This is a genomic window from Enterobacter sp. 296B2 (assembly GCF_034106185.1).
Lineage (GTDB): Bacteria > Pseudomonadota > Gammaproteobacteria > Enterobacterales > Enterobacteriaceae > Enterobacter > Enterobacter cloacae_N.
Map to the genome: position 1 here is coordinate 1 of NZ_JAWNCA010000046.1, position 23,768 is coordinate 23,768.

Consider the following 23,768-nt stretch of genomic DNA (forward strand, 5'->3'; position numbering starts at 1 on the left):
CAAGAGCCTGTCCAATGTGCATAAAAAAATCCGGAAACGGGTGAGCATTTCCGGATTCTTACACAGCCACTGGATCGGTCAACCGATCCTTAACTGATCGGCATTACAACCCTGGTTGCCGTTTTGCTTTTACCTCGCCACCCGGCTTTCTTTTTCAGCGATCAAGCCACTCAGCAATCTCTTCGTACGTCCCGCGATACACAATCTTCTCCGCCTTTTTCTCCAGCTGATAGCCGTACATCGGGTCGTAATAGTCCTTCAGCAGCGGTGCAAGCCAGCTGAAGTGCGCCTCCGTGCTGCCAGAGCGTTGCTGTTCCAACAGCGCGGAATCTAACAGCGCGGTGAATTCTGCATGCCGCTGCAGCCCCAGACGGCGGCGAATGGCGAACAGGCCGTGATGCAGATACTCGCTGTACTCTTTCCAGCCCGCTTCCTCGCCGTAGGCAGCAGAAAAGTCCGCCCACATATGGTCGAAATACTCTTCGCGCAGGCGTTCAAGACGAATTTCAAACGGGTCTTCGACGACAACGATAGGGGCTTCAACCATGCGGTCACGCAGGCACTCCGGCAGGTGGTTGGAGCCAATCATGCGGCCCTCGTCTTCCAGTACCCAGCGCGCAGCGTCTTTTTTCAATAGCTCAACCGCAAGGTGGTTTTCAAAGCTGGCCTGGGAAAGCTGCGGCGTGAGCGTGCGGCCAAACGACGAACCGCGATGGTGTGCCAGCCCTTCCAGATCGATGCCCTGCGCGTGCTGCTTCACCAGCAGCGTTTTACCGTTTCCGGTACAGCCGCCGATAAGCACCATCGGCTTTTGTGACTGCTCGATCGTTACCTGAATCGCCGTCTGGCGCAGGGCCTTATAGCCGCCGCGGATCAGCGGGTAGTCGACGCCCGCCTCTTTAAGCCAGGCCTGCGAGATATGCGAGCGCTGGCCGCCGCGCGCGCAGCAGAGAAAGCCCTCAGGATGGGCAAGACTGGCCTCCCGCCAGGCGCGGATACGCGCATCGCGCGTTTCACCGTTCACCAGGCGATGGCCGAGCGCGAGCGCGGCTTCGGGGCCCTGGCGTTTGTAGCACGTGCCGACGGCGGCGCGCTCGTCGTCGTTCATTAAGGGCAGGTTGACTGCCGCAGGCATCGCGCCCTGGGCAAATTCGATCGGCGCGCGAACGTCGATTAAAGGGGTATCAGACGCGAGGATCGCGCGATAGTCCGTTCCATCGTTCATGGTTATTCCAGAAGAAAACTCAGCAGCAATGGGCGGGGATTGTACGCCGGGGAAGGGGAAGGTCAACTCCCCGGCGTGGATGTCTTACTTAAGCTTTGACTGTGCCCAGACAATGCCGCTTGCATATTCCGGCGGCAGGAGAGGAACGATCGCTTCCAGGGTGGCGCTCAGGCGGTCCGTATCGGTATCGTTCAGGTTCAGGTGACCGACCTTACGACCCTCGCGGACCTCTTTGTCATACCAGTGCAGGTGCACCAGCGGCAGCTTTAGCCAGTCGTAGTTCAGATCGGTCCCGATCAGGTTGATCATCACCGACGGGCTGTTAACGACGGGCTTCGGCAGCGGCAGGTCGGTGATCGCGCGCAGATGCAGTTCGAACTGGCTGATGGAGGCGCCGTTTTGCGTCCAGTGGCCGCTGTTGTGCACGCGCGGAGCCAGCTCGTTGATCAGCAGACCCGATGGTGTGACGAAACACTCCATCGCCATGACGCCCACGTAGCCCAGCTCGTGCATGATGGCGGAAAGCATCTCTTCCGCCTGCGCCTGCTGGTCGGCATTGGCCTGCGGGAAGGCGACGCTGGTGCGCAGAATGCCGTCCTGATGCAAGTTATGCGTCAGCGGGTAAAACACCGTGCGGCCATCGTGCCCGCGCGCGCCAACCAGCGACACTTCGCCGCTAAAGTTGATGCCCTGCTCAACGATGCACTCGCCGTAGCAGTCGTCCGGCAGCTCGGCGGTTTCATGCGCGCGCAGGCGCCACTGGCCGCGGCCGTCGTAGCCGCCCACGCGACGCTTTACAATCGCCAGTTCGCCCAGCATCGCGAACACGTCATTCCACTCGCTTTTGTCGGACAACAGCTGCCACGGTGCGGTCGGCAGACCGAGCTTGTCGAACAGCTGCTTTTGCGTCAGACGGTCGGCAATAATCGGGAACACGTCGCGGTTCACAAAGGCGTTATGGAGCGCCAGCTCGCGGGTCAGCGCGGTTTCCGGCCAGCGTTCGATTTCTGCCGTGATCACGCTCTGGTGGAACGGGACGGCCTCAGGTTCATCGTCCAGCCCGACGGGCCAGACAGCAATACCCAGCGGCTCACCGGCCTGACGCAGCATACGGCCCAGCTGGCCGTTACCGAGGACGCAAACCTGCTTCATGCTGCACCCCGCGGGTCCGGGTTATCCAGCACCTCGTCGGTCTGGGCTTTACGCCACGCCGCCAGACGCTGGCGTAAATCTTTGTCGTGCGTTGCAAGAATTTGCGCGGCCAGCAGAGCGGCATTCGCCGCGCCCGCTTTGCCAATCGCCAGCGTGCCGACAGGAATACCGCGCGGCATCTGGACGATGGAATAAAGGCTATCGACACCGCTTAATGCGGCGCTTTGAACAGGGACGCCCAGAACCGGCACCAGGGTTTTGGCGGCAATCATGCCTGGCAGATGTGCTGCGCCGCCCGCACCGGCAACGATCACCTCATAACCGTTCTCTTCAGCGCTTTCGGCGAAGCTGAACAGTTTGTCCGGCGTACGGTGCGCGGAGACCACTTCAACGTGGTGCGGTACATTCAGGATTTCAAAGATTTCGGCGGCGAACTGCATGGTAGCCCAGTCGCTTTTGGACCCCATCACGATGGCGACACGCGCCGGATTATTGCGGGAAGACATGCGTCTTAAAACTCCTGTGGTGCGAAACACACTGCTTTCGAGGGCACAGAGAATAGCATGTTATACGGGCAAGGAAAACGGTTGCGCGGTTAAATCTTGAGCCGTTGTTGCCATCAATTCATAACAAAACAGACCGCGTTCAGGCGGTCTGTTTTCGTCGAGCGGCAATCATTATTTCGTCAGTTCTGCGGTCATGTACACGCGGTTGTTGAACTGCGCGCTGGTGATTTTGTATGACGCACCTTGTTCAGCAGCCTGGGCAGCAATTTTCGCTTCTGCGCGGTCAAGGGTTGAGCCGGTTGCACTCACGCTCTGAGCGAAAGAACCGAAAGAAACCAGGGAGAGAGCAGCAACTGCAACGAAAGTTTTGATGGATTTCATGGTCGTATTCCTTAAATATTTTGTCTGGGATAGGGCGTGTTGCCCTGATGTGATAAATAATAGGCCGACCACGGGCTGATTAAAATCGAAACAATTTGCCGATATTATTCAAAAAAATAGAAATACTTGTGAGGGGGTTAAAACGGAAACGCGATAAGCTCCACGCCCTCTGGCGTGACTTTGACCATAGAGCCTTCGCTGTGCCACGCGCCCAGTACCACGCGATGGGCCGGTTCACCGTTGGCGATAAGGGAATGCACGTCAGGACGATGAGTATGACCGTGGATCAACCACTGAACGCCATGCTTTTCCATCACGTTCACCACCGCCAGCGGATTAACGTCCATGATGGTCAGGGACTTGCTGCTGTTGGCGGCTTTACTGCCCGCGCGCATTCTGGCGGCGATGCGGTTGCGGATAAACAGCGGCAGGGCAAGGAACAGCTTCTGGATCCACGGGGTGTGGACTTTGGCGCGAAACGCCTGGTAGCCGGTATCGTCGGTGCAGAGCGTATCGCCGTGCATGATCAGCACCCTGCGGCCATAGAGGTCGAGCACCTGCTCTTCCGGCAGCAGCGTCATACCGCTTTCACGGGCGTAGCGCTTGCCGAGCAGGAAATCACGGTTGCCGTGAATGAAGTAGCAGGGGACGCCGGAATCCACCAGCGTTTTAATGGCGGCAGCCATTTCACGGTGCAGCGGGTTTGGGTCGTCGTCGCCAATCCAGGCTTCAAACAGGTCGCCCAGGATGTACAGCGCATCGGCGCTTTTCGCTTCCCCGCGTAAAAAACGCAGAAAACCGGCGGTTATCGCCGGTTCTTCTGTTTGCAGATGCAGATCCGCAATAAAGAGTGTCGCCACGAATTACTCGCTGACGGTCACGCTTGTAATCACAACGTCTTCTTTAGGAACGTCCTGGTGCATACCGCTGCGGCCGGTTGAGACGGCTTTGATCTTGTCAACCACGTCCATCCCTTCAACCACTTCTGCGAAGACGCAGTAGCCCCAACCCTGCAGGCTTTCGCCGGAGAAGTTCAGGAAGTCGTTATCCGCCACGTTGATGAAGAACTGCGCGGTGGCAGAGTGTGGTGCCTGAGTACGGGCCATTGCCAGCGTACCGCGGGTGTTTTTCAGGCCGTTGTTCGCTTCGTTTTTGATCGCTTCTTTGGTCTCTTTCTGGCGCATTCCAGGCTCGAAACCGCCGCCCTGAATCATAAAGCCGTTGATCACGCGGTGGAAAATGGTGTTGTTGTAGAAACCTTCGCGGCAGTAGTCCAGGAAGTTTTTAACTGTTTCAGGCGCTTTGTCATCAAAGGTTTTGATTACGATATCGCCATGATTAGTGTGGAAAGTAACCATTTTTGCATCCTGTTCCGTTATTGTGGTACGTCGACCCGCCTTCGGGTCATATATAGGGGCTTGTTATAGCATAACCACAGGACGCGATCACCTTGCATTGTGTGCTGATCCTATTCCGAATTATGGGTATTATAGGGAACAAACAACCCACACACGTGTTTACATGGAATCTTCGATGTTAAAAATCTTTAATACAATGACGCGCCAGAAAGAGGAATTTAAACCTATCCATGCCGGGGAAGTCGGCATGTACGTGTGTGGTATTACGGTTTACGATCTCTGTCATATCGGCCATGGCCGTACCTTTGTCGCGTTCGACGTCGTCTCTCGCTACCTGCGCTTCCTGGGCTATAACCTGAAGTACGTGCGTAACATTACCGACATCGACGATAAAATCATCAAGCGCGCTAATGAAAACGGCGAAAGCTTTGTTGCGCTGGTGGATCGCATGATCGTTGAGATGCACAAAGACTTCGACGCTTTAAATATTCTGCGTCCGGACAGCGAGCCGCGTGCGACCCACCATATTCACGAAATTATCGATATCACCGAGAAGCTGATTGAGCGCGGTCACGCGTACGTTGCTGACAACGGTGACGTGATGTTCTCGGTGCCGACGGACCCAACCTACGGTTCGCTTTCCCGTCAGGATCTGGATCAGCTCCAGGCCGGCGCGCGCGTGGACGTGGTGGACGTGAAGCGTAACCCGATGGACTTCGTGCTGTGGAAAATGTCCAAAGCGGGCGAACCAAGCTGGCCATCCCCGTGGTGCGAAGGCCGCCCGGGCTGGCACATTGAATGTTCCGCGATGAACTGCAAACAGCTGGGCAAGCACTTCGACATTCACGGCGGCGGTTCGGACCTGATGTTCCCGCACCACGAAAACGAAATCGCGCAGTCCACCTGCGCCCACGGCGGCGAGTACGTGAACTACTGGATGCACTCCGGGATGGTGATGGTTGACCGCGAGAAGATGTCGAAATCGCTGGGCAACTTCTTTACCGTGCGCGACGTGCTGAAGTATTACGACGCGGAAACCGTGCGCTACTTCCTGATGTCCGGCCACTATCGCAGCCAGCTGAACTACAGCGAAGAGAACCTGAAGCAGGCGCGCTCGGCGCTGGAGCGTTTGTACACCGCCCTGCGCGGCACCGACAAATCAGTGCCTGCGGCTGGTGGCGAAGCATTCGAAGCGCGCTTTGTTGAGGTGATGAACGACGACTTCAACACCCCGGAAGCCTACTCCGTGCTGTTCGACATGGCGCGTGAAGTGAACCGCCTGAAGTCAGAGGACATGGCCGCGGCGAATGCGCTGGCGTCCCATCTGCGCAAGCTCTCTTCCGTGCTCGGCCTGCTGGAGCAGGAGCCGGACGTGTTCCTGCAGAGCGGCGCGCAGGCGGACGACGGCGAAGTGGCGGAAATTGAGCGGCTTATCAAAGCGCGTCTGGAAGCGCGTCAGGCGAAAGACTGGGCGGCGGCAGATGCGGCGCGTAACCGTCTGACCGAGATGGGCATCATTCTGGAAGACGGCCCGCAGGGAACGACCTGGCGTCGTAAGTAATTTCCACCCTCACCCTAACCCTCTCCCTAAGGGAGAGGGGATCGTTCGGTTGTCTCCCTCTCACTGTGGGTGGAGGGCATCAGCGCGCACGCTTTCTCCACCACAGCAACCCCATCAGCACTACCCCCGGCAGCCACACCCACAGCAATTCTGAAACGATCACCTGATGCCCGTACGGCGTGGTATAGCGCGACAGCGCAAACGGCGCGACCTTAATCACCTGCCACGGCGCAAAGAAGCGTTCATCCGACCACGGCCATAACCAGCCGACGCCTTTCCCGCCCGTGGTAATCGAATCCAGCAGGCTGTGCGACAGCAATGACACCGTTAAAAATAGCCAGCACCGCGTCAGGCTGGCCCGGAACCATCGTCGGCCAATCAGCACGCAAAGTATCGGCACCGCAAAGGCGAACAACAGGGAGTGGGTAAAGCCGCGATGACCGAAAACATTTCCGTAGGCAACGCCGAATTTAAACGCCAGCACGTCGGCGTCCGGCAGCATGGCGAGAACGATACCGGCAAACAGCAGGCGGGGAGGGATGACCTTGGTTCCCAGACCTAAGCCCAGGCAAAGAGGGACAGCAGCGTGAGTAATAACGGTAGGCATTACATTTATCCATGGCAAATCATGGCAATATAGCAGCGAATTCGCTGCGGCAAACCGGTGCTAAATTCTGATTTTACGCCGACTCGCGTGCGATAAGCTGCCCGGAAAGCGTAATGCGCTGGGTTTGCAGATCCGGCTCCTTAAGCTTGCGGATAATCAGCCCTGCCGCCTGTCGCCCGGTTTCATCGCTGGCCGAGGAGACGTAGGTGAAGGAAGGGGAGGTGAGGTTAACGTGCAGCATATCTTCAAAACCGATCAGCGCGATCTGCTGGGTTAAGAAGACGTCTTTCCCCACGGTGCGGCCCACCTGATGAATGCCGGAAATGGATCCGATCATCGCATCCGGGGAGTGGCAAAGCAGGGCGGTGATGGCGTTGTTTTTTTCCAGCAGCTGGCGCGTCGCCATCGCGGCGGCCTGGGTGTCGTCGCTGCAGGCCGGTGAATATTCATCGCGCCAGACCAGCCCGTTTTGCGTCATCGCGCTACGAAAGCCGAGCAGGCGTTGCTCGCGGATAAGACAACCCTCTCGCCCGCCAATGTAGGCGATCGTGCGGTGTCCGCGCTCGATAAGATAGCGCGCAGCCAGGTTCGCCGCCTGGCGGTTGTCGCGCATTACCAGATTGCATTTTTCATCCAGCAGGGACTGCGAGACCACCACCAGCGGCAGCGGGCACTGGCGGATCTGCTCCGGTAAAGCGGCGTTACAGGTGTCAGACGCCAGATAAATAACGCCCGCGACGCCCTGCTGCTTAAACGACAGCAGGGTGCGTTCGAGATGTTCACGGTCGTTCAGCGGCTGGCCGAGAAAAACCATATAACCCTGCTTCTCCAGCTCCTGAACGATGCTCGCCATCACCTTGATGGAAAAGCTGTCGCTGAAGTCACGCAGGATCAGGCCGATCAGATTGGAGGTGTTGGCGCGAAGGTTGGCAGCGGCAACGTTATGAACATAGCCCAGCGTCGTGATGGCGGCATTGACCTTCTCGATCGTCGCCTCTGAGATTTTCCCTTTCTGGCGTAGCACCAGCGAGACGGTAGAGACCGACACGCCCGCGTGCTTTGCGACATCAATGATGCTGACTTTCTTCAAAACCGCTCCCTGAAATTTACCGATTATCAGCCGGATAAGACACGGCTCCCAGCGTACAGGAGACGTGTCGTTCAGGCATCTTATTATTTGCCGATCATGGTGGACATGGTCTGGGCGATAAACTGTGCTCTCGCACCGAAAATCACCTGAATCCCGTTATCGCCGACGAAGACCACGCCGCGCGCGCCGAGACCGTTCAGTCCGTCCCTGTCCACCGCATCGCTCTTCGCCACTTCCAGACGCAGGCGGGTGATGCAGGAGCCGACGGAGTCAATGTTCTGCGCGCCGCCCAGCAGGCCGATGATTTCAGTGGCAAGTTCGGAATCGGACTTGTCATTCGCGCTGGCGGTCACTTCCGTACGGCCCGGCGTTTTCACGTCGAAGCGGCGGATCACGAAGCGGAACGTAAAGTAGTAAATCAGCGCCATCGGGATGCCGATGATAATGGCGCTCAGGAAGTTGGTCTGATAGCCGTTAAACGACGGCAGGATCCCGAACGACAGGTAGTCGATAAAGCCCGCCGAGAACGATTTGGCGATATGCGCGTGCAGCAGGTACATGGTCATGTACGCCAGGCCCGCCATGATGGCGTTAAAGACGTACAGAATTGGCGCCACGAAGATAAAGGTGAACTCTACCGGCTCGGTGATCCCCGTCAGGAAGCAGGTGAGCGCCGCAGAGAACAGAATACCGGCCGCGATTTTCTTATTTTTGGTGTGTGCTTCGTGGTACATCGCCAGGCACGCCGCAGGCAGCGCGAACAGCATCAGCGGGAACTCGCCCTGCATGAACTTACCGGCGTTCTGGTAGGTGTCGCTGCTGAAGGATTTCACCCCCTCTTCGAGCATCTTGAACCAGATGGTCTGGTCACCGTGGATCACCTGGCCCGCCTGGGTGGTGTAATCCCCGAACGAATACCAGAAGGACGGGTACCAGATGTGGTGCAGGCCGAGCGGGATCAGTGCGCGCTCCACCAGGCCGAAGATAAAGGTCGATGCCGCCTGGTTGTCGCCGTTCACGATCACGGAGAGCGCGTCGATACCGGCCTGAATATGCTGCCAGACGTACGGCAGCAGCAGCCCCATCAGGAAAGAGAGGAACGCTGTGGCGATTGCCACAAAGCGCTTCCCGGAGAAGAAGCCGAGGAACTCCGGCAACTGCATGGTGTGGAAGCGGTTATAGCACCAGGCTGCGAGGATCCCGCAGATAAGACCGCCAAAGACGCCCATCTGCAGCGTCGGGATACCGACCACCATGGCGTATTTCCCGCCCTGTGAGGCCATTTCCGGCGTAATGCTCAGCACGGTGCTGATGGTGATGTTGGTGACAAACACCGAGACTGCCGCGGAGAGCGCCGCGATGCCGGACTCGGACGCCAGACCTACGGCGGAGCCTATGGCAAACAGCATCGGCAGGTTATCAAAGATAACCCCGCCGGCGTTCATCATTAGCGGCAGGTGGAACTTATCGCCGAAGGCCAGCAGCAGGCCCGCGGCGGGAAGCAGTGAAATTGGCAGCATTAAGGCGCGACCAATCATTGATAATTTAGACAGCGATTTAACAAACCCTGATATCAGACTCATGCTGATTTCCCCCGAGTAGCGCTTTTTTTGGCGCTGTTATTGTAAGTAGAACGTTTTAGTAGAACGTTCTACTTATCGTGGGGAAAGAGTGAAAACTGCGCAACTGAATTCTCACCTTTCAACAGATGAAATAGTGATTCTTTGAAGTTGATCGATAATTAACCGTGATGGAGGTAGGGGGTTTTTGATCCCCTCTCCCCTTTGGGGAGAGGGTTAGGGTGAGGGGGGGGACTCAGGCCGTCACGGTCACGCTCTGACCTTCAAAGCTCACGGTCTGTCCCGCGACAATCTTGCAGCGCTTGCGGGTTTCCACCGCGCCGTCGACTAAAACCCGCCCGTCGGCGATAACGATTTTCGCCTGCGCGCCGCTTTCGCTCCAGCCTTCGAGCTTGAGCAGATCGCACAGCTCAACGTGCGGGTGTTTGCCTAATGAAAATGTGGCCATCTTATGCTTCCTCTACATCGTGGTACTCTTCGCATGCCTGCAAAGTATTCTGAATCAGCGTTGCGACGGTCATCGGGCCAACGCCGCCCGGTACTGGCGTGATGTAAGAGGCGCGAGCCGCCGCATCTTCGTAGACCACGTCGCCGACCACCTTGCCGTTTTCCAGACGGTTAATCCCTACATCCACGACAATCGCGCCCTCTTTAATCCACTCGCCCGGAATAAAGCCCGGCTTGCCCACTGCGACGATCAGCAGGTCGGCATTCTCGACGTGGTGACGCAGGTTTTTGGTAAAGCGGTGGGTCACGGTGGTGGTGCAGCCGGCCAGCAGCAGCTCCATGCTCATCGGGCGGCCCACGATGTTGGACGCACCGATGACGACGGCGTTCAGGCCGTAGGTGTCGATGTTATAACGCTCCAGCAGCGTCACGATGCCGCGCGGGGTGCACGGGCGCAGACGCGGCGCGCGCTGGCACAGGCGACCCACGTTATACGGATGGAAACCGTCAACGTCTTTATCCGGCGCGATACGCTCCAGCACCTTCACGTTATCGATACCTGCCGGCAGTGGCAGCTGAACCAGAATACCGTCGATCTCTTTATCGGCATTCAGAGTGTCAATAAGTTCCAGCAGTTCCGCTTCGCTGGTGGTTTCCGGCAAATCGTAAGAGCGGGAGACGAACCCCACCTCTTCACAAGCTTTGCGTTTGCTGCCGACATAAATCTGCGATGCCGGGTTGCTGCCAACCAGCACAACGGCCAGCCCGGGGGCGCGAAATCCTGCCGCTTTACGCGCCTTCACTTTTTCCGCGACCTCAGAGCGCACCTGCTGCGCAATCGTTTTACCGTCAATAATCTTTGCTGCCATCAGAGAGAAGATTCCGTCTGTAACGTTTGAAAGGGGGGATGGCGTGTATTTTGTCAGAAGCGAGCGCCGCTGTCAGTCACCCTTTACGAGTTTTCATCCGCGAGGCGCAAAAACCCTTCTTAAGGGATGGTCAATTTCTTAGGCGGTATTAGGATGTGACCTGGCGAAATGGCAGTGTTTTGACATATTTAAAAATCACGTCCTGAGCTACTTTGTCTTCTCCGAAATAAGCTTTCAATTAATCAATTGAACGTATTTCTTATTCCCGATTTTCGCGGGAAGGGTTATTTACATTTTAAAGGAATAGACATGAAACTCAGCAACATTGCTTCTTCTGTTATTGCAACACTGGCCCTGGTCGCGGGTGCCGCTAATGCAGCCGACCCGGTTACGCCGGTTACCGTAAATGGCGGTACCGTGCATTTTAAAGGTGAACTGGTTAATGCTGCTTGTTCAGTAAATACCGATTCTTCCGAGCAGACGGTTAATCTCGGTCAGTATCGTACCGCGAAATTCACCAAAGTGGGCGACACCACCTCTAATATTCCGTTCAACATCGAACTGAATGACTGCGATCCGCTGGTTGCTAAAACCGCTGCCGTTGCCTTTACCGGCCAGATCGACGCGACCGACAAAACTCTGCTGGCCGTGACGTCCGGTAACAACGACAACACCGCGAAAGGCGTGGGTATTGAAATCCTCGACAGCAAATCCAGCGTGCTGACCCCGGACGGTGCGACCTTCTCTGCCGCGAAAGACCTGATTAAAGGGACTAACACCCTGCAATTCACCGCGCGCTACAAATCAACGGCTGCGACCACCGAGCCAGGCCAGGCGAACGCTGACGCCACCTTCGTAATGAAATACGAATAATACCCTCGCACAGGGATGTTCAGGCCTCAGGGACGAGGCCCGTCATACGCTACTGCCAGGAACGAAGGATGACAAGGACTGGAACACTACTGCTGTTAACCCTCGCGATGGCTTGCCCGGCATCGGCACATACCGTGGTGATCGAAGGGGGCAAGGTGCATCTTCGGGGGGAGCTGGTAAACGGCGGCTGCGCCGTGGCGCCCGACAGCCAGAATATGCGCATCGACATGGGGCAGTACCGAACCAATTCATTTTCCGGTGTGGGCAGCTTTTCAACGGTTAATGTGCCTTTCACCGTGCGGCTGCTGGACTGCAGCGTGGATGTCTCGCGCACCGTGGGGATCCAGTTTCAGGGCGTTACGCCCGCGGAAGATCCGCAGGTTTTTCTGGCGACATCGCGGCCAGGTGAAACGCCTGTAAGCAGCGGCGTGGGGCTGGCGCTTTTTGATGAGCAGCAGCGTCAGATTATCCCGAATGCGACGGCCATTAGCTGGCTGCCGGTCAATACCAGCGAGCTCGCATTTCATTTTAGCGCCCGCTATCGCGCTATTTCCGAACACCTCGTGCCAGGCAATATACAGTCGGATGTCTGGTTTACGTTGATTTATCCATAACACCTGCGAACACATTATTAAAGGTACGGTTTTGATGAATATGCTAATTAAACCAGGACTGCTTTTATCGTTTATTTTAATGATGGTTTCTGCTTGCGCGAATGCTTCCGGCGGTATTGCGCTGGGGGCCACGCGCGTTATTTATCCGGCGGATGCGAAGCAAACGTCGCTGGCGATCACCAACAGCAATAAACAAGAACGCTATTTAATTAACGCGTGGATCGAAAATGCCAGCGGGCAAAAGGAAAAAACCTTTGCCGTCACGCCGCCGCTGTTCGTTAGCGAGCCGGACAGTGAAAACACGCTGCGTATTATTTACGCCGGTCCGGCGCTGCCTGCAGATCGCGAATCGCTCTTTTACATGAACGTGAAGGCGATCCCGTCAGTGAATAAAGCGAAAACAGAAAACAATAACGTGCTGCAGCTGGCGATCCTCTCACGCATCAAACTATTTGTGCGCCCGACTAACCTGGCGATGCAGCCGGATGAGGCGCTGTCCCAGCTGCGTTTTGAGCGCGTGGGGAACCATCTTAAAGTCAGCAACGCCTCTCCGTACTACATCACCCTGGTCAACTTGAAGCTGGGTGGCCAGACGCTGGAAAACCTGATGGTGGCGCCGAAAAACTCGGCTCAGCAGGTGCTGCCCGCCGGGGCCGGCGGTACGCTCTCCTGGCAGAGCGTGAATGACTACGGCGCCATTACACCAGCGCGCAGCGTCAACCTGTGAGCAGAGTCAGGGCGATGAAAAATCACCAGGGACGTTACTGCCCGGTTGCACTGGCGCTGATGGCCGCGCTCTGGCCGCAGGCCGGCTGGAGCGAAAGCTACTTCAACCCGGCCTTCTTGTCCGACGACACCGCCAGCGTGGCGGATTTGTCGCGTTTTGAACAGGGGCACCAGCAGGCGCCCGGCATTTATCGCGTGGATATCTGGCGTAACGATGAGTTTATCGGCACCCAGGACGTGCGTTTTGAGCAGGCCGAGAACATGCCGCCGATGGCGGGCGGTTTGTCGCCGTGCATTACGCGCGCGATGCTCGATCGCTTTGGCGTCAACGTTGCCGCATTTCCCGAACTGGCTAACGTGCAGGGTGAAACGTGCGTTCCGTTGACCACGGCCATTCCCGGCAGCGAAACGGTATTTAACTTTGCCTCGCAGCGCCTTAACATCAGCCTCCCGCAGGTGGCGATGCAGAACAGCGCGCGCGGCTATATTCCGCCTGAACAGTGGGATGAAGGCATTCCCGCCGCGCTGGTGAACTACAGCTTCACGGGCAACCGGGGAAGCGAAGACGACAGCTATTACCTGAACCTGCAGAGCGGGCTGAACTATGGTGCCTGGCGTTTACGTAACAACGGCGCATGGCGCTACACGCAAAATAACGGCAAGCGGCGCAGCGAGTGGCAGAATATTGGCACCTGGGCACAGCGCACCGTTATCCCGCTGAAAAGTGAACTGGTGCTGGGTGACAGCAACACCGGGAATGACGTTTTCGACAGCGTCGGTTTTCGCGGCGGGCGGCTTTTCTCTTCCGACAGCATGTATCCCGACAGCCTGCAGGGCTACGCGCCGACCGTGCGCGGTATTGCCCGTACGCCTGCCAAAGTGGTGGTTCGCCAGAACGGCTACGTTATCTATCAGAGCTACGTCCAGCCCGGCGCGTTCGCCATCACCGATCTTAACCCGACCTCCTCCAGCGGTGACCTGGACGTTACGGTGGAAGAGAAAGACGGCAGCCAGCAGCGTTACACCGTGCCGTACTCCACCGTGCCACTCCTGCAGCGTGAAGGTCGCTGGAAATATGACCTCGTGGCGGGGGATTACCGCAGCGGTAACAGCGACCAGGATACACCATTCTTCGCCCAGGGCACCCTGATTACCGGCCTGGCCAACGGCATTACGCTCTATGGCGGCACCCAGCTGGCGTCACGCTATACCGCATTGGCCGTCGGTGCCGGGAAAAACCTCGGTGACTGGGGGGCAGTCTCCGTCGATATCACCCACGCCCGCAGCCAGCTCGCGGACGACAGCAAACATGAAGGGCAGTCCCTGCGTTTTCTTTATGCAAAATCGCTGAACGGATTTGGCACCAACTTCCAGCTGCTGGGTTATCGCTACTCCACAAAAGGGTTTTACACCCTGGACGATGTGGCCTGGCGCTCAATGGAGGGCTACCAGTATGCCGATAGCCAGGACGATAACGATGTGCCGGACGTGCAGAGCTATCACAACCTGACGTGGAATAAAAAAGGCCGCTTCCAGCTCAACATTTCCCAGTCGCTGGGGGACTACGGTTCGGTCTATATCTCCGGGAGCGAGCAAACCTACTGGGGGACGGACGAAACGAACCTCTGGTATCAGCTGGGCTACGCGGGGGGCGTGAAGGGGATCAACTACTCCCTGTCATGGTCGTGGAACAAATCCGTCGGGATCGACGGTACCGACCGGATCGCGTCGTTCAATGTCTCTGTGCCGTTTAGCCTCTTTACCCGTCAGGGCTATCGCCGGGACAGCGCGATCGATCGCGCCTATGCCACCGCATCCGCCAGCCGAAACAGCGATGGCGACACGAGCTGGCAAACCGGCGTCAGCGGCACGCTGCTGGAGGATCGTAACCTGAACTACAGCGTGACCCAGGGACACGCCAGCACCAATGGCTCAAGCGGAAGCGCCAGCGCCAACTGGCAGGCGACCTACGGCACGCTGGGCGTGGGCTACAACTATTCCCGCGATCAGCACGATCTCAACTGGCAGCTCTCCGGCGGGGTGGTTGGCCATGCCGACGGCGTGACCTTCAGCCAGCCGCTGGGCGATACCAACGTGCTGATTAAGGCTCCGGGGGCATCAGGCGTCAGCGTGGAAAACCAGACCGGCGTGAAGACCGACTGGCGAGGCTACGCGGTCATGCCGTATGCCACCGTCTACCGCTACAACCGCGTGGCGCTGGACACCAATACCATGAGCAACAGTACCGATATCGAAAACAACGTGAGCAGCGTGGTGCCAACCAAAGGCGCGCTGGTCCGCGCCAGCTTTGATACCCGCATTGGCGTGCGCGCTTTGCTGACGGTAACGCGTGGCAACCAGCCCGTGCCGTTCGGCGCCGTGGTGCGTGAAGTTCAGAGCGGCATGACCAGCATGGTGGGTGATGACGGGCAAATATACCTGAGTGGGCTGCCGCTGGAAGGCGAACTGCTGATCCAGTGGGGGAACGGGGCGCAATCCCAGTGCCGTGCGCCTTACAGCTTGCCTGAAAAGAGCCTGCAACAGGCGATCACACTTAAGGGGATCCGCTGTGATTAAAATCCATATCTTAGCCTTGTCGCTTCTGGCACTGCTGCCCGCGACAAACGCGTTAGCCACCGTGTGCGTCAATGAAAAGGGCGTGCCGACGGAGGTGCATTACGACCTGACGGATAAATTCAACAGCTCGAATAACCAGGTTGGGCAGGTTGTGACCCTCAGCGAGAAATCGCAGTGGGTGGGGGTCAATGCCGTCTGCCCGAAGGGCACCGTCGGGAATACGACCAAGCGCAGCTACGTCACGGATTATCCGGTCACCGGGACCAGCGATGGCTATCAGTATCTGAAGCTTAACGACTATCTGGACGGGGCGATGAAAATCACGGACAGCTATGCTGGCGCGTTTTATCCACCCAAAAATTATATCCAGATGGGGAGCCATCCGAACGTTTCAAAAAACAAACCGTTTGGCGTGCAGGATTCCAGCCTTATTTTCCGTCTTAAGGTGACCCGACGCTTTATCAATATGGTGGTGATCCCGCGTGCCACCATGTTCCGGGTTTACGTCACCACCACCTCCTCCGATCCGTTGACCACGCCGGTCTACACCATCAGCTACAGCGGAATCATTCAGGTGCCGCAGAGCTGCGCCATCAACGCCGGCAATGTGGTTGAGTTTGATTTCGGCGACATTGGCGCCTCCCTGTTCAGCAAGGCTGGCGTGGGTAACAAGCCGGAGGGCGTCTCATCGCAAAGCAAAACCATCGCGATTAAATGCACCAACGTGGAGGCAAACGCCATGCTGACGATGCGCGTCGAAGCTGAAAAGGTCTCCGATAATGTGCTGGTGTCGGATAACCCGGATGTGGGGTTCATCATTGCCAACGAGAGCGGTGCGCCGCTCACGCCTAACAACCTGACGAGCAAAATCCCGTTCCGCCTGGACGACAGCGCCCAGGCGCAGGTGGGGATCAGGGTCTGGCCGGTGAGCGTGACGGGCAACAAGCCAGCGGAAGGGCGCTTTACCTCGCGCGGATATTTGCGCGTGGATTACGACTAAGGAGCAGACATGCGAAACGGGATCCGTTTTATCACCGTGGCGCTCTTTGCGCTTTGCACCCAGGCTCAGGCGGAAACCGCATTGGGCGAAATTAATATTCGTCTCTACGGCAATATTGTCGATTTCACCTGCGTGGCAGAGGGTAACGATAGCGACAAAACGGTCACGCTGGGCACCTGGCCCACGAAGCAGCTCAACACCACGGGGAGCCGCACGCAGCCAATGCCCTTCACGCTGAAGCTGACCGGCTGCCCGCCCGGGGCGGCGTCCATTACGTTCTCCGGTAAAGCTGACGGGAGCAACAGCGGATTGCTGGCGCTGAATGATGCCAGTACAGCGAGCCACGTCGCCGTTGAGATCAGGGATGCGGATAAGACGCGCCTGGCGCTTCAGCAGGCCAGCCAGCCGGTCACGGTTGATGCGCAGGGGAATGCGACGCTGTCATTTTATGCCAATTATATTGCCACTGCCGATAACCCTCAGCCCGGACGGGCTGATGCGGATGCCACCTTCATGATTAATTATAATTAGCACTGACCGCACTCCCTGCAGCTCAGATAAACTGCAGGGAGTGAATTCAGGTTATAGTAGCTCGTGCGCTTTGGCGTAATCTATTAATTCCACGATGCTTTGCACGCCAAGCTTGGAATAAATATTGGATTTGTGCGCGCTAATGGTTTTATTGCTCAACAATAGCTGCTCAGCAATCTCCTTATTGGATAATCCATTCGCCAGATAACGCAATACCGTGACCTCACGATTCGATAATGGCATATCCACAGTCACCCCTTTTCCTGAACCCATATGGTTTATAAAATTCAGCGTTTCAGACGGGAAAAAAGAATAGCCCATCAGAATCATCTCTACGGCATTGTAGATCTCACCCAAATCTTTTCGTTTACTGACGAAGCCGTTGGCCCCGGCGCGAATCGCTCGACCCGCGTAAAATAACTCTGATTTGGAGGAGAGGAACAGAACCTTGATGTCTTTGTTTAAGTTTCTGATTCTCTTCAGTAAAGCGAATGCGTCTGTGCCCGTGAGTTCGATGTCAAGGATCACCAAATCGATAGGATGATTGCGAATGCAGTCAAGAACTTCATGGCTATCGCCAGACTTAAGCTTGACTATGATATTTTTATTTTTCTGTAGCAGGACCTCTATCGACATTCTGACGATAGGATGTTCGTCCATAATGATAACGGATGCCGGTTTCATTTTTAATGCCTCAGATTGTTAAAAGCGTTATGCAGAGTTTTGTAAAACTCTCGAAATGCCGGAAGGATATAAAGTGCAGATCCCTATACCGTAGTATTTCCTTGGAAAGAGCGAAAGCATCCTTGTTTACGTAATGAAAAGAACGGTGCCTCAGCGCGGTCATCTCATTTGGCTGGTGTTGGCAAAAAGGTTTTTCTTATTCAGATTTGGTACGCTTCTTATTATACAGGGTAAGTTTTTTCCGAAAACCCTGTAAATTAACCTCCGCTTATTGGTTTGTATTATCTTCTGGATCTGAATGGCTATTTTTTTAAATTTAGCGGAAATATCCTGTTATCCTATTTACCACATCTTTTCATCTTTATGTAATAACAAAAAATAACAGATGTCTCTTTATGTTACGATATTGTTAACAAAAGAGAGCCTCAATTCGGAGGGGGAGCCAGGGAAATTGAGGCGGAAAAGTACCCCCGCAGAGTGTCAAACCTTCATCTGAAAGTGCTTAAGGTGTATCACCGTCGCGTCATCATCGCACAGGAGAACATGCTACTCACTTTGCTTTCCGCTCCAGGAGAGTGAAGCGAAGCTGCTTGTTTTTACATCATTATCATCTTATTAACGCCTTCTGCATTCACTTAACGGATGGAGGAAAGTGCTGCCATTGATTCAATCTGTGACATTTCACATGGTTCCGGACCATAAATTAGGAATAGTTATAAAATTGAATATATTGTTAAAATTTAACCGTTAATTAACATTGAGGGTAAGTAAATTCCTAAAGCGCTTTAGGAAATAAGAGGTTAGTGCGCAAGTTAAAACGTACAGTCTGAGAGGTTATTAAGAAGGTGTAACAATTCCTGGCGATGGCTCAGCCCCAGCTTCAGCAGGATGCAGCTGAGACGGTAGATAATGCGGCTATAGGGACGATTCTGCAAAAGGGCAATCTGACGTAACGTCTTTCCGCGGGCAAGCTCCTGCAGAATGGGCCATTCGTTGCGGGAAAACCAGTCTTTGTCGGAACCCTGCGGGGGGCGAGAATCCATCAGGCTGTGCTGAAGTCCTGCCGCGTTCATCTGACGTTCCAGCACGTGAAAAGGGCCTGCCGCCTTGCAGAACAGGCGGGTATCATAATTATCTGCCCGGACCAGAAGCCACGGCGTCAGGAAGGGGGGATACAGGCTATGCCTTCTTAACCGATCCAACTGATCGATAAGCCCGGTGGAACGGCTTTCAATATCCACCACCAGACGGGCTGAAGGCCATTGGAACTGGGCGCCCAGCGCATCATCCAGCGAGGTGTAGTCACAACAGCTGCTCAGGGGAAACTGCCCATTGAGAAAACCGGTGCGCAGAAAATGATCTTCCGTAACAAGGATAATAAACGGAGCATCGGTTTTTCGGGGCTGGCTGATGGACTGGCTCAAAAATTCGAGCCGGTCGAAAAAGGGGGGAGCAAAAGGTGAGCGCGTAAATCCCAGTGCATCACTTCCTGTACGCCGCCGCCGGTAACGGCGCACTGTCATTCGCATGGTCTCCCTCCTGGAAATGGCGTTTTAATCCTCCGGCCATGTCCAGGACGGCCAGTAATACCCCTGGCCGAAATCTGCGCCTGCCTGCAGTGCCCAGGTGCGATCGCGTTCAGTCTCAATACCTTCGATAAGCACGCTCCCGGCCAGCTGAAAGCAACGTGAAACCAGTTGCCTCAGCGCAGGCGTGGCGCGTAAACGCCAGAATGCGTCCTTATCAATTTTGATGCCGCTCAACGGTAACCGACAAAATAAAAACGGCTGAATGATAATTTCGTCAATATCATCCAGCCATATACTGTGCCCCTGCTGCCGGAGTGTCCGCATGTTCTGAATGGCGCTCTGCTTCTGTGCGGCAGAGAACGTCAGAAAAACAGGGGAATCAACAATCTCAATATTCAGCGGCGTGTTTTTCAGTTTTATAAGCCGCTGAAAAGACGCTGGCTCTGTCAGAACGGTTATCGGCAAATTAATAAAAAGGTTATGACCGTGCGGCGTATTTTTTAGTGCGGCAAGCTGCGCTTCAAGCAGCGTCATTGACCAGCCTGCTGGCTGATGGCGGAAAAAATCCTCGCTGTAGCATGTGTCTGACAGGACGCTTAGTACCTCCACGCCAACCCGTCGTTGAGAGGTGAGGGCGACGACAGGCTCCAGTTTGATGCCGACGATGTCCTGAGAAATGTCGTGTAACCGGGGGGGCGTATCGAACGGGTTGTGCGCTGTCACTCCATTATCCTGTTGTCTGTCAGCCTCCAGGCGGCCGGGATACCTCGCTCTAGTGTGACGAGCTGACGTTCCGGAAAACAGCAGGCGTTACTTAAATGCAACTAAGCCTTTTCGCAGTGCTGAATTTTACGGTGAAACAGGGAGAAATGTTGAGAAAATAGCCGTATTTACAATCGGCTAGGGGTAATTGCCCCGGAAAACGGAAAAGGCATTGACTCACCTGCCATTGACCGTATAATTCTTCGCGTTTCACCACCGCGAAGTACACTCTTCTCAGTGCGCCCTTAGCTCAGTTGGATAGAGCAACGGCCTTCTAAGCCGTAGGTCGTAGGTTCGAATCCTACAGGGCGCGCCATTTTCACTTCTACCAACGTCTCTCAAAGTCTACTCAATCCAGTAATATCAAGCCATTCAGCTAAATCTCGCTCTCCTTACGTCTACTAAATTATATTGAAATCTACATCAAAGTGGGGGTACATTCGGGGGTATGCACAGGTTCAATGGAAAGAGATACCCCCAATGAAGTTAACGGCACGCCAGATCAGCACTGCTAAGCCTCAGGATAAGCCCTACAAACTGGCGGATGGCGGTGGCCTGTACCTGCTAGTTAACCCAAATGGTTCCCGATACTGGCGCCTGAAGTACCGCCTGGCAGGAAAAGAAAAGCTCCTTTCAATTGGCGTCTTCCCTGATGTAACCCTCGCTGAGGCAAGAGATAAGCGAAATGAAGCGAAGCGATTACTCGCTAATGGTGAAGATCCGTCTGAGGTTAAGCAGGCGGAGAAGCAAGCCAGAATACTCGCGGTTAATAACAGTTTTGAGTCTCTTGCACTTGAATGGCATGAACATAAGAAACCGAATTGGTCTTCCGGTTATGCTGACGACATTCTCGAATATCTGCGAAAAGATATTTTCCCTCACATCGGTAGAAAAGCTATTACCGATATCAAACCAATGGACATGCTTTCTGTTCTGAAGAAGATGGAGGAACGCGGTGTCCTGGATAAGTTGAAGAAAACGAGACAGGCTTGCCGCCAGATATTCACTTATGCTGTCATCACCGGCAGGGCCGAGTACAATCCAGTCACTGATTTAGCAGGGGCTCTGAAATCCCCCAGACAGCAACATTTCCCTCATCTCTCACCAGCTCAACTTGGTCCCTTCAGACAAGCTGTCGATGCATATAGCGGCAGTAAAATTACCCGCATCGCGACATTACTTCTCATGTACCTCAGTGTCAGAACCATCGAACTTCGTGCTGCTGAGTGGCATGAATTTGATCTGAGCAAAGATCTCTGGCTAATCCCAAAAGAGCGCATGAAGATGCGCCGACCACACCTCGTTCCTATTCCGAGACAAGCCAAGGAGCTGTTACTCGAACTCAAAGAGATTACCGGTAGAGGAAAGTATGTTTTCCCGGGGCGTAATGACGCAGGGAAGCCGATGAGCGAAGCCAGCATTAACCAGGTGATTAAACGTATTGGCTATGCCGGTCAAGCAACTGGCCATGGCTTCAGGCACACCATGAGCACTGTGTTACATGAACAGGGATTCAATTCTGCCTGGATAGAGGCGCAGCTGGCGCATTCTGATAGAAACACGATACGTGGCACATACAATCATGCTCAGTACATTGATGGGCGGCGTGAGATGCTGCAGTGGTATGCTGATTACTTAGATAATTTATATTAAATTGTATCTTTATATTCTAGGTATTTTATTGAAAATTAAGAACTTGATGGTTGCTTAGAATTGAATTCGCAAGCAACCATTTATGGTTTGAAAAGTAAGCGTTTTGATTTTCAACAATCTCTAAAGGGAATGTGTCTAGGGATTCAACTTTGAACGTGCTTTTACTAAACTTATCACCGTCAAAAACAGCCGACATGAACCTATTGCTCTCCAGACCATTAGAGCACAGTAAATCAAAAAGTACCTTACCGCTAAACTCTTGGTCATGGAGATGTTCAGCGATAGAGTTCAGACAAGACAAAGGGTTGTTGTAGCTTGTGGCTATAACAACTATTGGAAACATATTGTTATCTATCTGTCTGATATTAAACATATTATCTATACAAATTATCCAAGTGGGTATAAGCATCTGCGGAGAGGCTTAGAAGTTGCTCTATGGAACCGATCTGTCTGCTAGCATCTTCAACGCTTTGCATGTGAAAGAGACCGTGGCGATGTTTATTGAAAAAAGTGTAGGCTTTACCCAGCAAATTTCTAGTTTGCTCATCGCTGATATGACCATCGAATGACGATTTAAGTTCGAAACCCCCACCCCCGGCAGGAGAGAAGAAATATCCAAAATCGTTCTGATCGGAGTCAAAACCGAAGCTAGCTAACTTACCTTTTAATGCCCCTTCAAGCGATCTAAGCTCTGGGAAAAAGAGCATGGAGTACTCAGGTAGTTGTGGGCTCGAGATTTTGACACACTGGCCAGCAAGTAGCAAATTCCTCGTGATACTAGGCAGGTTATCGTAGGAGTTCGGTAATAATTTCCTTAAGAACTCTGCTGCAACTTCCTTTCTTACAATTTCAGCGACGCTTTCATCTCGTCGGCTAAGCACCAGTTCCAGACCTGCCATATCCAACATATCCGCCATAAGATAAACCAGCTTTCTATAGCAGGTCAGTGGACGCCCTTGGATCTGTAGGCGTCTTGTTGAATGATGCGTTACCACAAGGTGGTCTCCGTGAGCCTTACAATTTAGTTTGAAAACTAAGCTCCCATTGTTCTCAGCAGTATCAAGTGTGAACTCAGCATCATCCCCTTCTGTCATCAATTCTATAACTGTTCGTATTTGCTCCCTCTCAAATCCTATGAGCGTCATGTTCACGCTCTTAAACTCATCAGGGTTAATTGTGTCAAGCAACACGTCGGCTAGCGCATGACTAATGTCATGGTTTTTACCTGTATTCCACTGAAGGGTTGTAGTGCCCTCATTTTTGATGAAGTGAACATCAAGTGTTCCATCCTCAACACCAACTTTACCAATACAAATCCTAAGTCCTGGCGAACCGGGCTTTGGACCAAAAAAACGAAGTTCTAACCCATTTTGGGCGCAGAATTCTCTTGTAAGAGGCTCAATGCAGTCTCTGTTGAGGTTAAGATTCTTGTACTCACGTTCTTCACTCATTGTTTGCGCCTTAAAAGAGGTTACAGGTATAAGTAAATTTTGGTTCGATAGGGGGTTAAGCTTTTCCAACATTTTAACCACAACTAAAATCAATGATAACTGGACATGTAGACAGTAGTGATCTATCTTGTACTTGTACAGACAATGATTGCTATAGCAATCTACGTCGCTGAAAAGCGAGTTACCATAGCGTTTTTAACACGCTGCTCTTTAAAATGAATGGGTTGGCCTACCGAAATGTAGGCTGCACTGTCTTCAAAACTCGTTCATGAGTTTCTCCTAGAAAAACTGGAAGAAGCTAAGCGATAGTACTGATAGTTCTTTAAAATTTGGATTCGTATTCTTATTAAGGATACAAGTGAGCTGTGTATTGCGGTTTCGTGAATCCATTTGGTTAGGGATGTTTCGTCCCTCTCTGAAGTTAAAACCAACTTCAGCAGTATTTTGGTTATTCGATTTTTATATCATATATCTATGTTTCTATCTTAAAACTATGGCTATTATTTGAAATACATCTCTCTATAAAATTTAAATCATTGATCAAACCTGTCATTCGTGACTAGGTTTTTTTGTCATGTCTGTAACTTATACA

24 protein-coding genes and 1 tRNA gene are annotated in these 23,768 nt (G+C 54.0%); 9 read left to right on the forward strand and 16 right to left on the reverse strand.

All coding sequences use genetic code 11. The annotated features are described in order from the left end of the window. Positions 1-154: 154 nt before the first annotated feature. The 6 genes from mnmH to ppiB all read right to left on the reverse strand — a co-directional run bounded on the left by mnmH (position 155) and on the right by ppiB (position 4,622). Positions 155-1,225, reverse strand: coding sequence for a tRNA 2-selenouridine(34) synthase MnmH (gene mnmH / locus URZ40_RS21835; RefSeq protein WP_320721137.1), 1,071 nt, complete (start codon positions 1,223-1,225; stop codon positions 155-157). 84 nt (positions 1,226-1,309) lie between these two features. Continuing rightward, the gene (gene purK, locus URZ40_RS21840; RefSeq protein ID WP_320721138.1) at positions 1,310-2,377 is read right to left on the reverse strand and encodes a 5-(carboxyamino)imidazole ribonucleotide synthase; all 1,068 of its coding nucleotides are present in this window, start codon (positions 2,375-2,377) and stop codon (positions 1,310-1,312) included. Next, a complete protein-coding gene (gene purE / locus URZ40_RS21845) occupies positions 2,374-2,883 on the reverse strand; it encodes a 5-(carboxyamino)imidazole ribonucleotide mutase (protein WP_116341514.1) in 510 nt (169 codons plus the stop codon). Before purE ends, purK begins: the two co-directional genes overlap by 4 nt. 171 nt (positions 2,884-3,054) lie before the next feature. Continuing rightward, positions 3,055-3,264: a YdgH/BhsA/McbA-like domain containing protein gene (locus tag URZ40_RS21850; protein WP_116341512.1), complete on the reverse strand. Its 210-nt coding sequence runs from the start codon at positions 3,262-3,264 to the stop codon at positions 3,055-3,057. 137 nt (positions 3,265-3,401) lie between these two features. Next, complete coding sequence (gene lpxH / locus URZ40_RS21855) at positions 3,402-4,124, reverse strand: UDP-2,3-diacylglucosamine diphosphatase (protein ID WP_320721139.1); 723 nt, start codon at positions 4,122-4,124, stop codon at positions 3,402-3,404. A gap of 3 nt (positions 4,125-4,127) precedes the next feature. Next, on the reverse strand, positions 4,128-4,622 hold the full coding sequence (gene ppiB, locus URZ40_RS21860) for a peptidylprolyl isomerase B (RefSeq protein WP_000256009.1): 495 nt from the start codon (positions 4,620-4,622) through the stop codon (positions 4,128-4,130). A gap of 175 nt (positions 4,623-4,797) precedes the next feature. Between ppiB and cysS the strand changes: the two genes are divergently transcribed. Next, positions 4,798-6,183: a cysteine--tRNA ligase gene (cysS, locus tag URZ40_RS21865; protein WP_320721140.1), complete on the forward strand. Its 1,386-nt coding sequence runs from the start codon at positions 4,798-4,800 to the stop codon at positions 6,181-6,183. A 79-nt stretch (positions 6,184-6,262) separates the two neighbouring features. On the opposite strand, the gene URZ40_RS21870 is transcribed toward cysS, so the two are convergent. The 5 genes from URZ40_RS21870 to folD all read right to left on the reverse strand — a co-directional run bounded on the left by URZ40_RS21870 (position 6,263) and on the right by folD (position 10,776). Further along, positions 6,263-6,790, reverse strand: a complete 528-nt coding sequence (locus URZ40_RS21870) for a metal-dependent hydrolase (RefSeq protein ID WP_316380796.1) — start codon at positions 6,788-6,790, stop codon at positions 6,263-6,265. 73 nt (positions 6,791-6,863) lie between these two features. Further along, positions 6,864-7,880, reverse strand: coding sequence for a Mal regulon transcriptional regulator MalI (gene malI, locus URZ40_RS21875; RefSeq protein WP_320721141.1), 1,017 nt, complete (start codon positions 7,878-7,880; stop codon positions 6,864-6,866). A gap of 83 nt (positions 7,881-7,963) precedes the next feature. After that, positions 7,964-9,463 carry a PTS transporter subunit EIIC gene (locus tag URZ40_RS21880; RefSeq protein WP_028012223.1) on the reverse strand — a complete coding sequence of 500 codons (1,500 nt, stop codon included), beginning with the start codon at positions 9,461-9,463 and terminating at the stop codon, positions 7,964-7,966. A 232-nt stretch (positions 9,464-9,695) separates the two neighbouring features. Then, on the reverse strand, positions 9,696-9,908 hold the full coding sequence (ybcJ, locus tag URZ40_RS21885) for a ribosome-associated protein YbcJ (RefSeq protein WP_116341500.1): 213 nt from the start codon (positions 9,906-9,908) through the stop codon (positions 9,696-9,698). Position 9,909: 1 nt separating this feature from the next. Further along, positions 9,910-10,776: a bifunctional methylenetetrahydrofolate dehydrogenase/methenyltetrahydrofolate cyclohydrolase FolD gene (folD, locus tag URZ40_RS21890; protein WP_116341497.1), complete on the reverse strand. Its 867-nt coding sequence runs from the start codon at positions 10,774-10,776 to the stop codon at positions 9,910-9,912. Between the two features lie 309 nt (positions 10,777-11,085). Between folD and fimA the strand changes: the two genes are divergently transcribed. The 6 genes from fimA (at position 11,086) to sfmF (ending at position 17,097) form a co-directional block, all read left to right on the forward strand. Beyond that, positions 11,086-11,649: a type 1 fimbrial major subunit FimA gene (fimA, locus tag URZ40_RS21895; protein WP_028012226.1), complete on the forward strand. Its 564-nt coding sequence runs from the start codon at positions 11,086-11,088 to the stop codon at positions 11,647-11,649. 68 nt (positions 11,650-11,717) lie between these two features. Beyond that, positions 11,718-12,263, forward strand: coding sequence for a type 1 fimbrial protein subunit FimI (gene fimI / locus URZ40_RS21900; RefSeq protein WP_116341495.1), 546 nt, complete (start codon positions 11,718-11,720; stop codon positions 12,261-12,263). Positions 12,264-12,297: 34 nt separating this feature from the next. Then, positions 12,298-12,990, forward strand: coding sequence for a type 1 fimbria chaperone FimC (gene fimC / locus URZ40_RS21905; protein WP_116341493.1), 693 nt, complete (start codon positions 12,298-12,300; stop codon positions 12,988-12,990). Positions 12,991-13,004: 14 nt separating this feature from the next. Continuing rightward, positions 13,005-15,566 (forward strand): fimbrial biogenesis usher protein, encoded by a 2,562-nt coding sequence (locus tag URZ40_RS21910; RefSeq protein WP_320721142.1) that lies wholly within the window; start codon positions 13,005-13,007, stop codon positions 15,564-15,566. Next, the gene (gene fimH, locus URZ40_RS21915; protein ID WP_116341489.1) at positions 15,559-16,566 is read left to right on the forward strand and encodes a type 1 fimbria D-mannose specific adhesin FimH; all 1,008 of its coding nucleotides are present in this window, start codon (positions 15,559-15,561) and stop codon (positions 16,564-16,566) included. The genes URZ40_RS21910 and fimH overlap by 8 nt, the downstream gene beginning before the upstream one ends. Before the next feature lie 9 nt (positions 16,567-16,575). After that, the gene (gene sfmF, locus URZ40_RS21920) at positions 16,576-17,097 is read left to right on the forward strand and encodes a fimbria assembly protein (RefSeq protein WP_028012231.1); all 522 of its coding nucleotides are present in this window, start codon (positions 16,576-16,578) and stop codon (positions 17,095-17,097) included. 51 nt (positions 17,098-17,148) lie between these two features. Here sfmF and fimZ read toward each other — a convergent pair whose 3' ends face one another. The 3 genes from fimZ to URZ40_RS21935 form a co-directional block, all read right to left on the reverse strand. After that, positions 17,149-17,781: a fimbria biosynthesis transcriptional regulator FimZ gene (fimZ, locus tag URZ40_RS21925; protein ID WP_320721143.1), complete on the reverse strand. Its 633-nt coding sequence runs from the start codon at positions 17,779-17,781 to the stop codon at positions 17,149-17,151. An 812-nt stretch (positions 17,782-18,593) separates the two neighbouring features. Continuing rightward, entirely contained in the window at positions 18,594-19,310 is a 717-nt protein-coding gene (locus URZ40_RS21930; protein ID WP_116341485.1) for a response regulator transcription factor, read from the reverse strand. Between the two features lie 24 nt (positions 19,311-19,334). After that, positions 19,335-20,033, reverse strand: coding sequence for an EAL domain-containing protein (locus URZ40_RS21935; protein WP_316380789.1), 699 nt, complete (start codon positions 20,031-20,033; stop codon positions 19,335-19,337). Between the two features lie 278 nt (positions 20,034-20,311). Here URZ40_RS21935 and URZ40_RS21940 point away from each other — a divergent pair. Both URZ40_RS21940 and URZ40_RS21945 read left to right on the forward strand, forming a co-directional pair. Continuing rightward, positions 20,312-20,388 (forward strand) — tRNA-Arg (locus URZ40_RS21940). Between the two features lie 164 nt (positions 20,389-20,552). After that, positions 20,553-21,725, forward strand: a complete 1,173-nt coding sequence (locus URZ40_RS21945; protein WP_320721144.1) for a phage integrase central domain-containing protein — start codon at positions 20,553-20,555, stop codon at positions 21,723-21,725. Between the two features lie 25 nt (positions 21,726-21,750). Here the strand turns inward: URZ40_RS21945 and URZ40_RS23215 are convergent, their stop codons facing one another. Further along, entirely contained in the window at positions 21,751-22,134 is a 384-nt protein-coding gene (locus URZ40_RS23215; RefSeq protein ID WP_407065520.1) for a type II toxin-antitoxin system RnlB family antitoxin, read from the reverse strand. Further along, positions 22,100-23,176 carry a type II toxin-antitoxin system RnlA family toxin gene (locus tag URZ40_RS21950; protein ID WP_320721145.1) on the reverse strand — a complete coding sequence of 359 codons (1,077 nt, stop codon included), beginning with the start codon at positions 23,174-23,176 and terminating at the stop codon, positions 22,100-22,102. The genes URZ40_RS23215 and URZ40_RS21950 overlap by 35 nt, the downstream gene beginning before the upstream one ends. Between the last annotated feature and the right edge of the window lie 592 nt (positions 23,177-23,768).

Bases quoted from the DNA above. Each gene is read 5' to 3' on its own strand.
- mnmH (WP_320721137.1), bottom strand. From the start codon at position 1,225: ATGAACGATGGAACGGACTATCGCGCGATCCTCGCGTCTGATACCCCT.
- purK (WP_320721138.1), bottom strand. From the start codon at position 2,377: ATGAAGCAGGTTTGCGTCCTCGGTAACGGCCAGCTGGGCCGTATGCTG.
- purE (WP_116341514.1), bottom strand. From the start codon at position 2,883: ATGTCTTCCCGCAATAATCCGGCGCGTGTCGCCATCGTGATGGGGTCC.
- URZ40_RS21850 (WP_116341512.1), bottom strand. From the start codon at position 3,264: ATGAAATCCATCAAAACTTTCGTTGCAGTTGCTGCTCTCTCCCTGGTT.
- ppiB (WP_000256009.1), bottom strand. From the start codon at position 4,622: ATGGTTACTTTCCACACTAATCATGGCGATATCGTAATCAAAACCTTT.
- cysS (WP_320721140.1), top strand. From the start codon at position 4,798: ATGTTAAAAATCTTTAATACAATGACGCGCCAGAAAGAGGAATTTAAA.
- URZ40_RS21870 (WP_316380796.1), bottom strand. From the start codon at position 6,790: ATGCCTACCGTTATTACTCACGCTGCTGTCCCTCTTTGCCTGGGCTTA.
- URZ40_RS21880 (WP_028012223.1), bottom strand. From the start codon at position 9,463: ATGAGTCTGATATCAGGGTTTGTTAAATCGCTGTCTAAATTATCAATG.
- ybcJ (WP_116341500.1), bottom strand. From the start codon at position 9,908: ATGGCCACATTTTCATTAGGCAAACACCCGCACGTTGAGCTGTGCGAT.
- folD (WP_116341497.1), bottom strand. From the start codon at position 10,776: ATGGCAGCAAAGATTATTGACGGTAAAACGATTGCGCAGCAGGTGCGC.
- fimA (WP_028012226.1), top strand. From the start codon at position 11,086: ATGAAACTCAGCAACATTGCTTCTTCTGTTATTGCAACACTGGCCCTG.
- fimI (WP_116341495.1), top strand. From the start codon at position 11,718: ATGACAAGGACTGGAACACTACTGCTGTTAACCCTCGCGATGGCTTGC.
- fimC (WP_116341493.1), top strand. From the start codon at position 12,298: ATGAATATGCTAATTAAACCAGGACTGCTTTTATCGTTTATTTTAATG.
- URZ40_RS21910 (WP_320721142.1), top strand. From the start codon at position 13,005: ATGAAAAATCACCAGGGACGTTACTGCCCGGTTGCACTGGCGCTGATG.
- sfmF (WP_028012231.1), top strand. From the start codon at position 16,576: ATGCGAAACGGGATCCGTTTTATCACCGTGGCGCTCTTTGCGCTTTGC.
- fimZ (WP_320721143.1), bottom strand. From the start codon at position 17,781: ATGAAACCGGCATCCGTTATCATTATGGACGAACATCCTATCGTCAGA.
- URZ40_RS21930 (WP_116341485.1), bottom strand. From the start codon at position 19,310: ATGCGAATGACAGTGCGCCGTTACCGGCGGCGGCGTACAGGAAGTGAT.
- URZ40_RS21945 (WP_320721144.1), top strand. From the start codon at position 20,553: ATGAAGTTAACGGCACGCCAGATCAGCACTGCTAAGCCTCAGGATAAG.
- URZ40_RS23215 (WP_407065520.1), bottom strand. From the start codon at position 22,134: ATGCTTATACCCACTTGGATAATTTGTATAGATAATATGTTTAATATC.
- URZ40_RS21950 (WP_320721145.1), bottom strand. From the start codon at position 23,176: ATGAGTGAAGAACGTGAGTACAAGAATCTTAACCTCAACAGAGACTGC.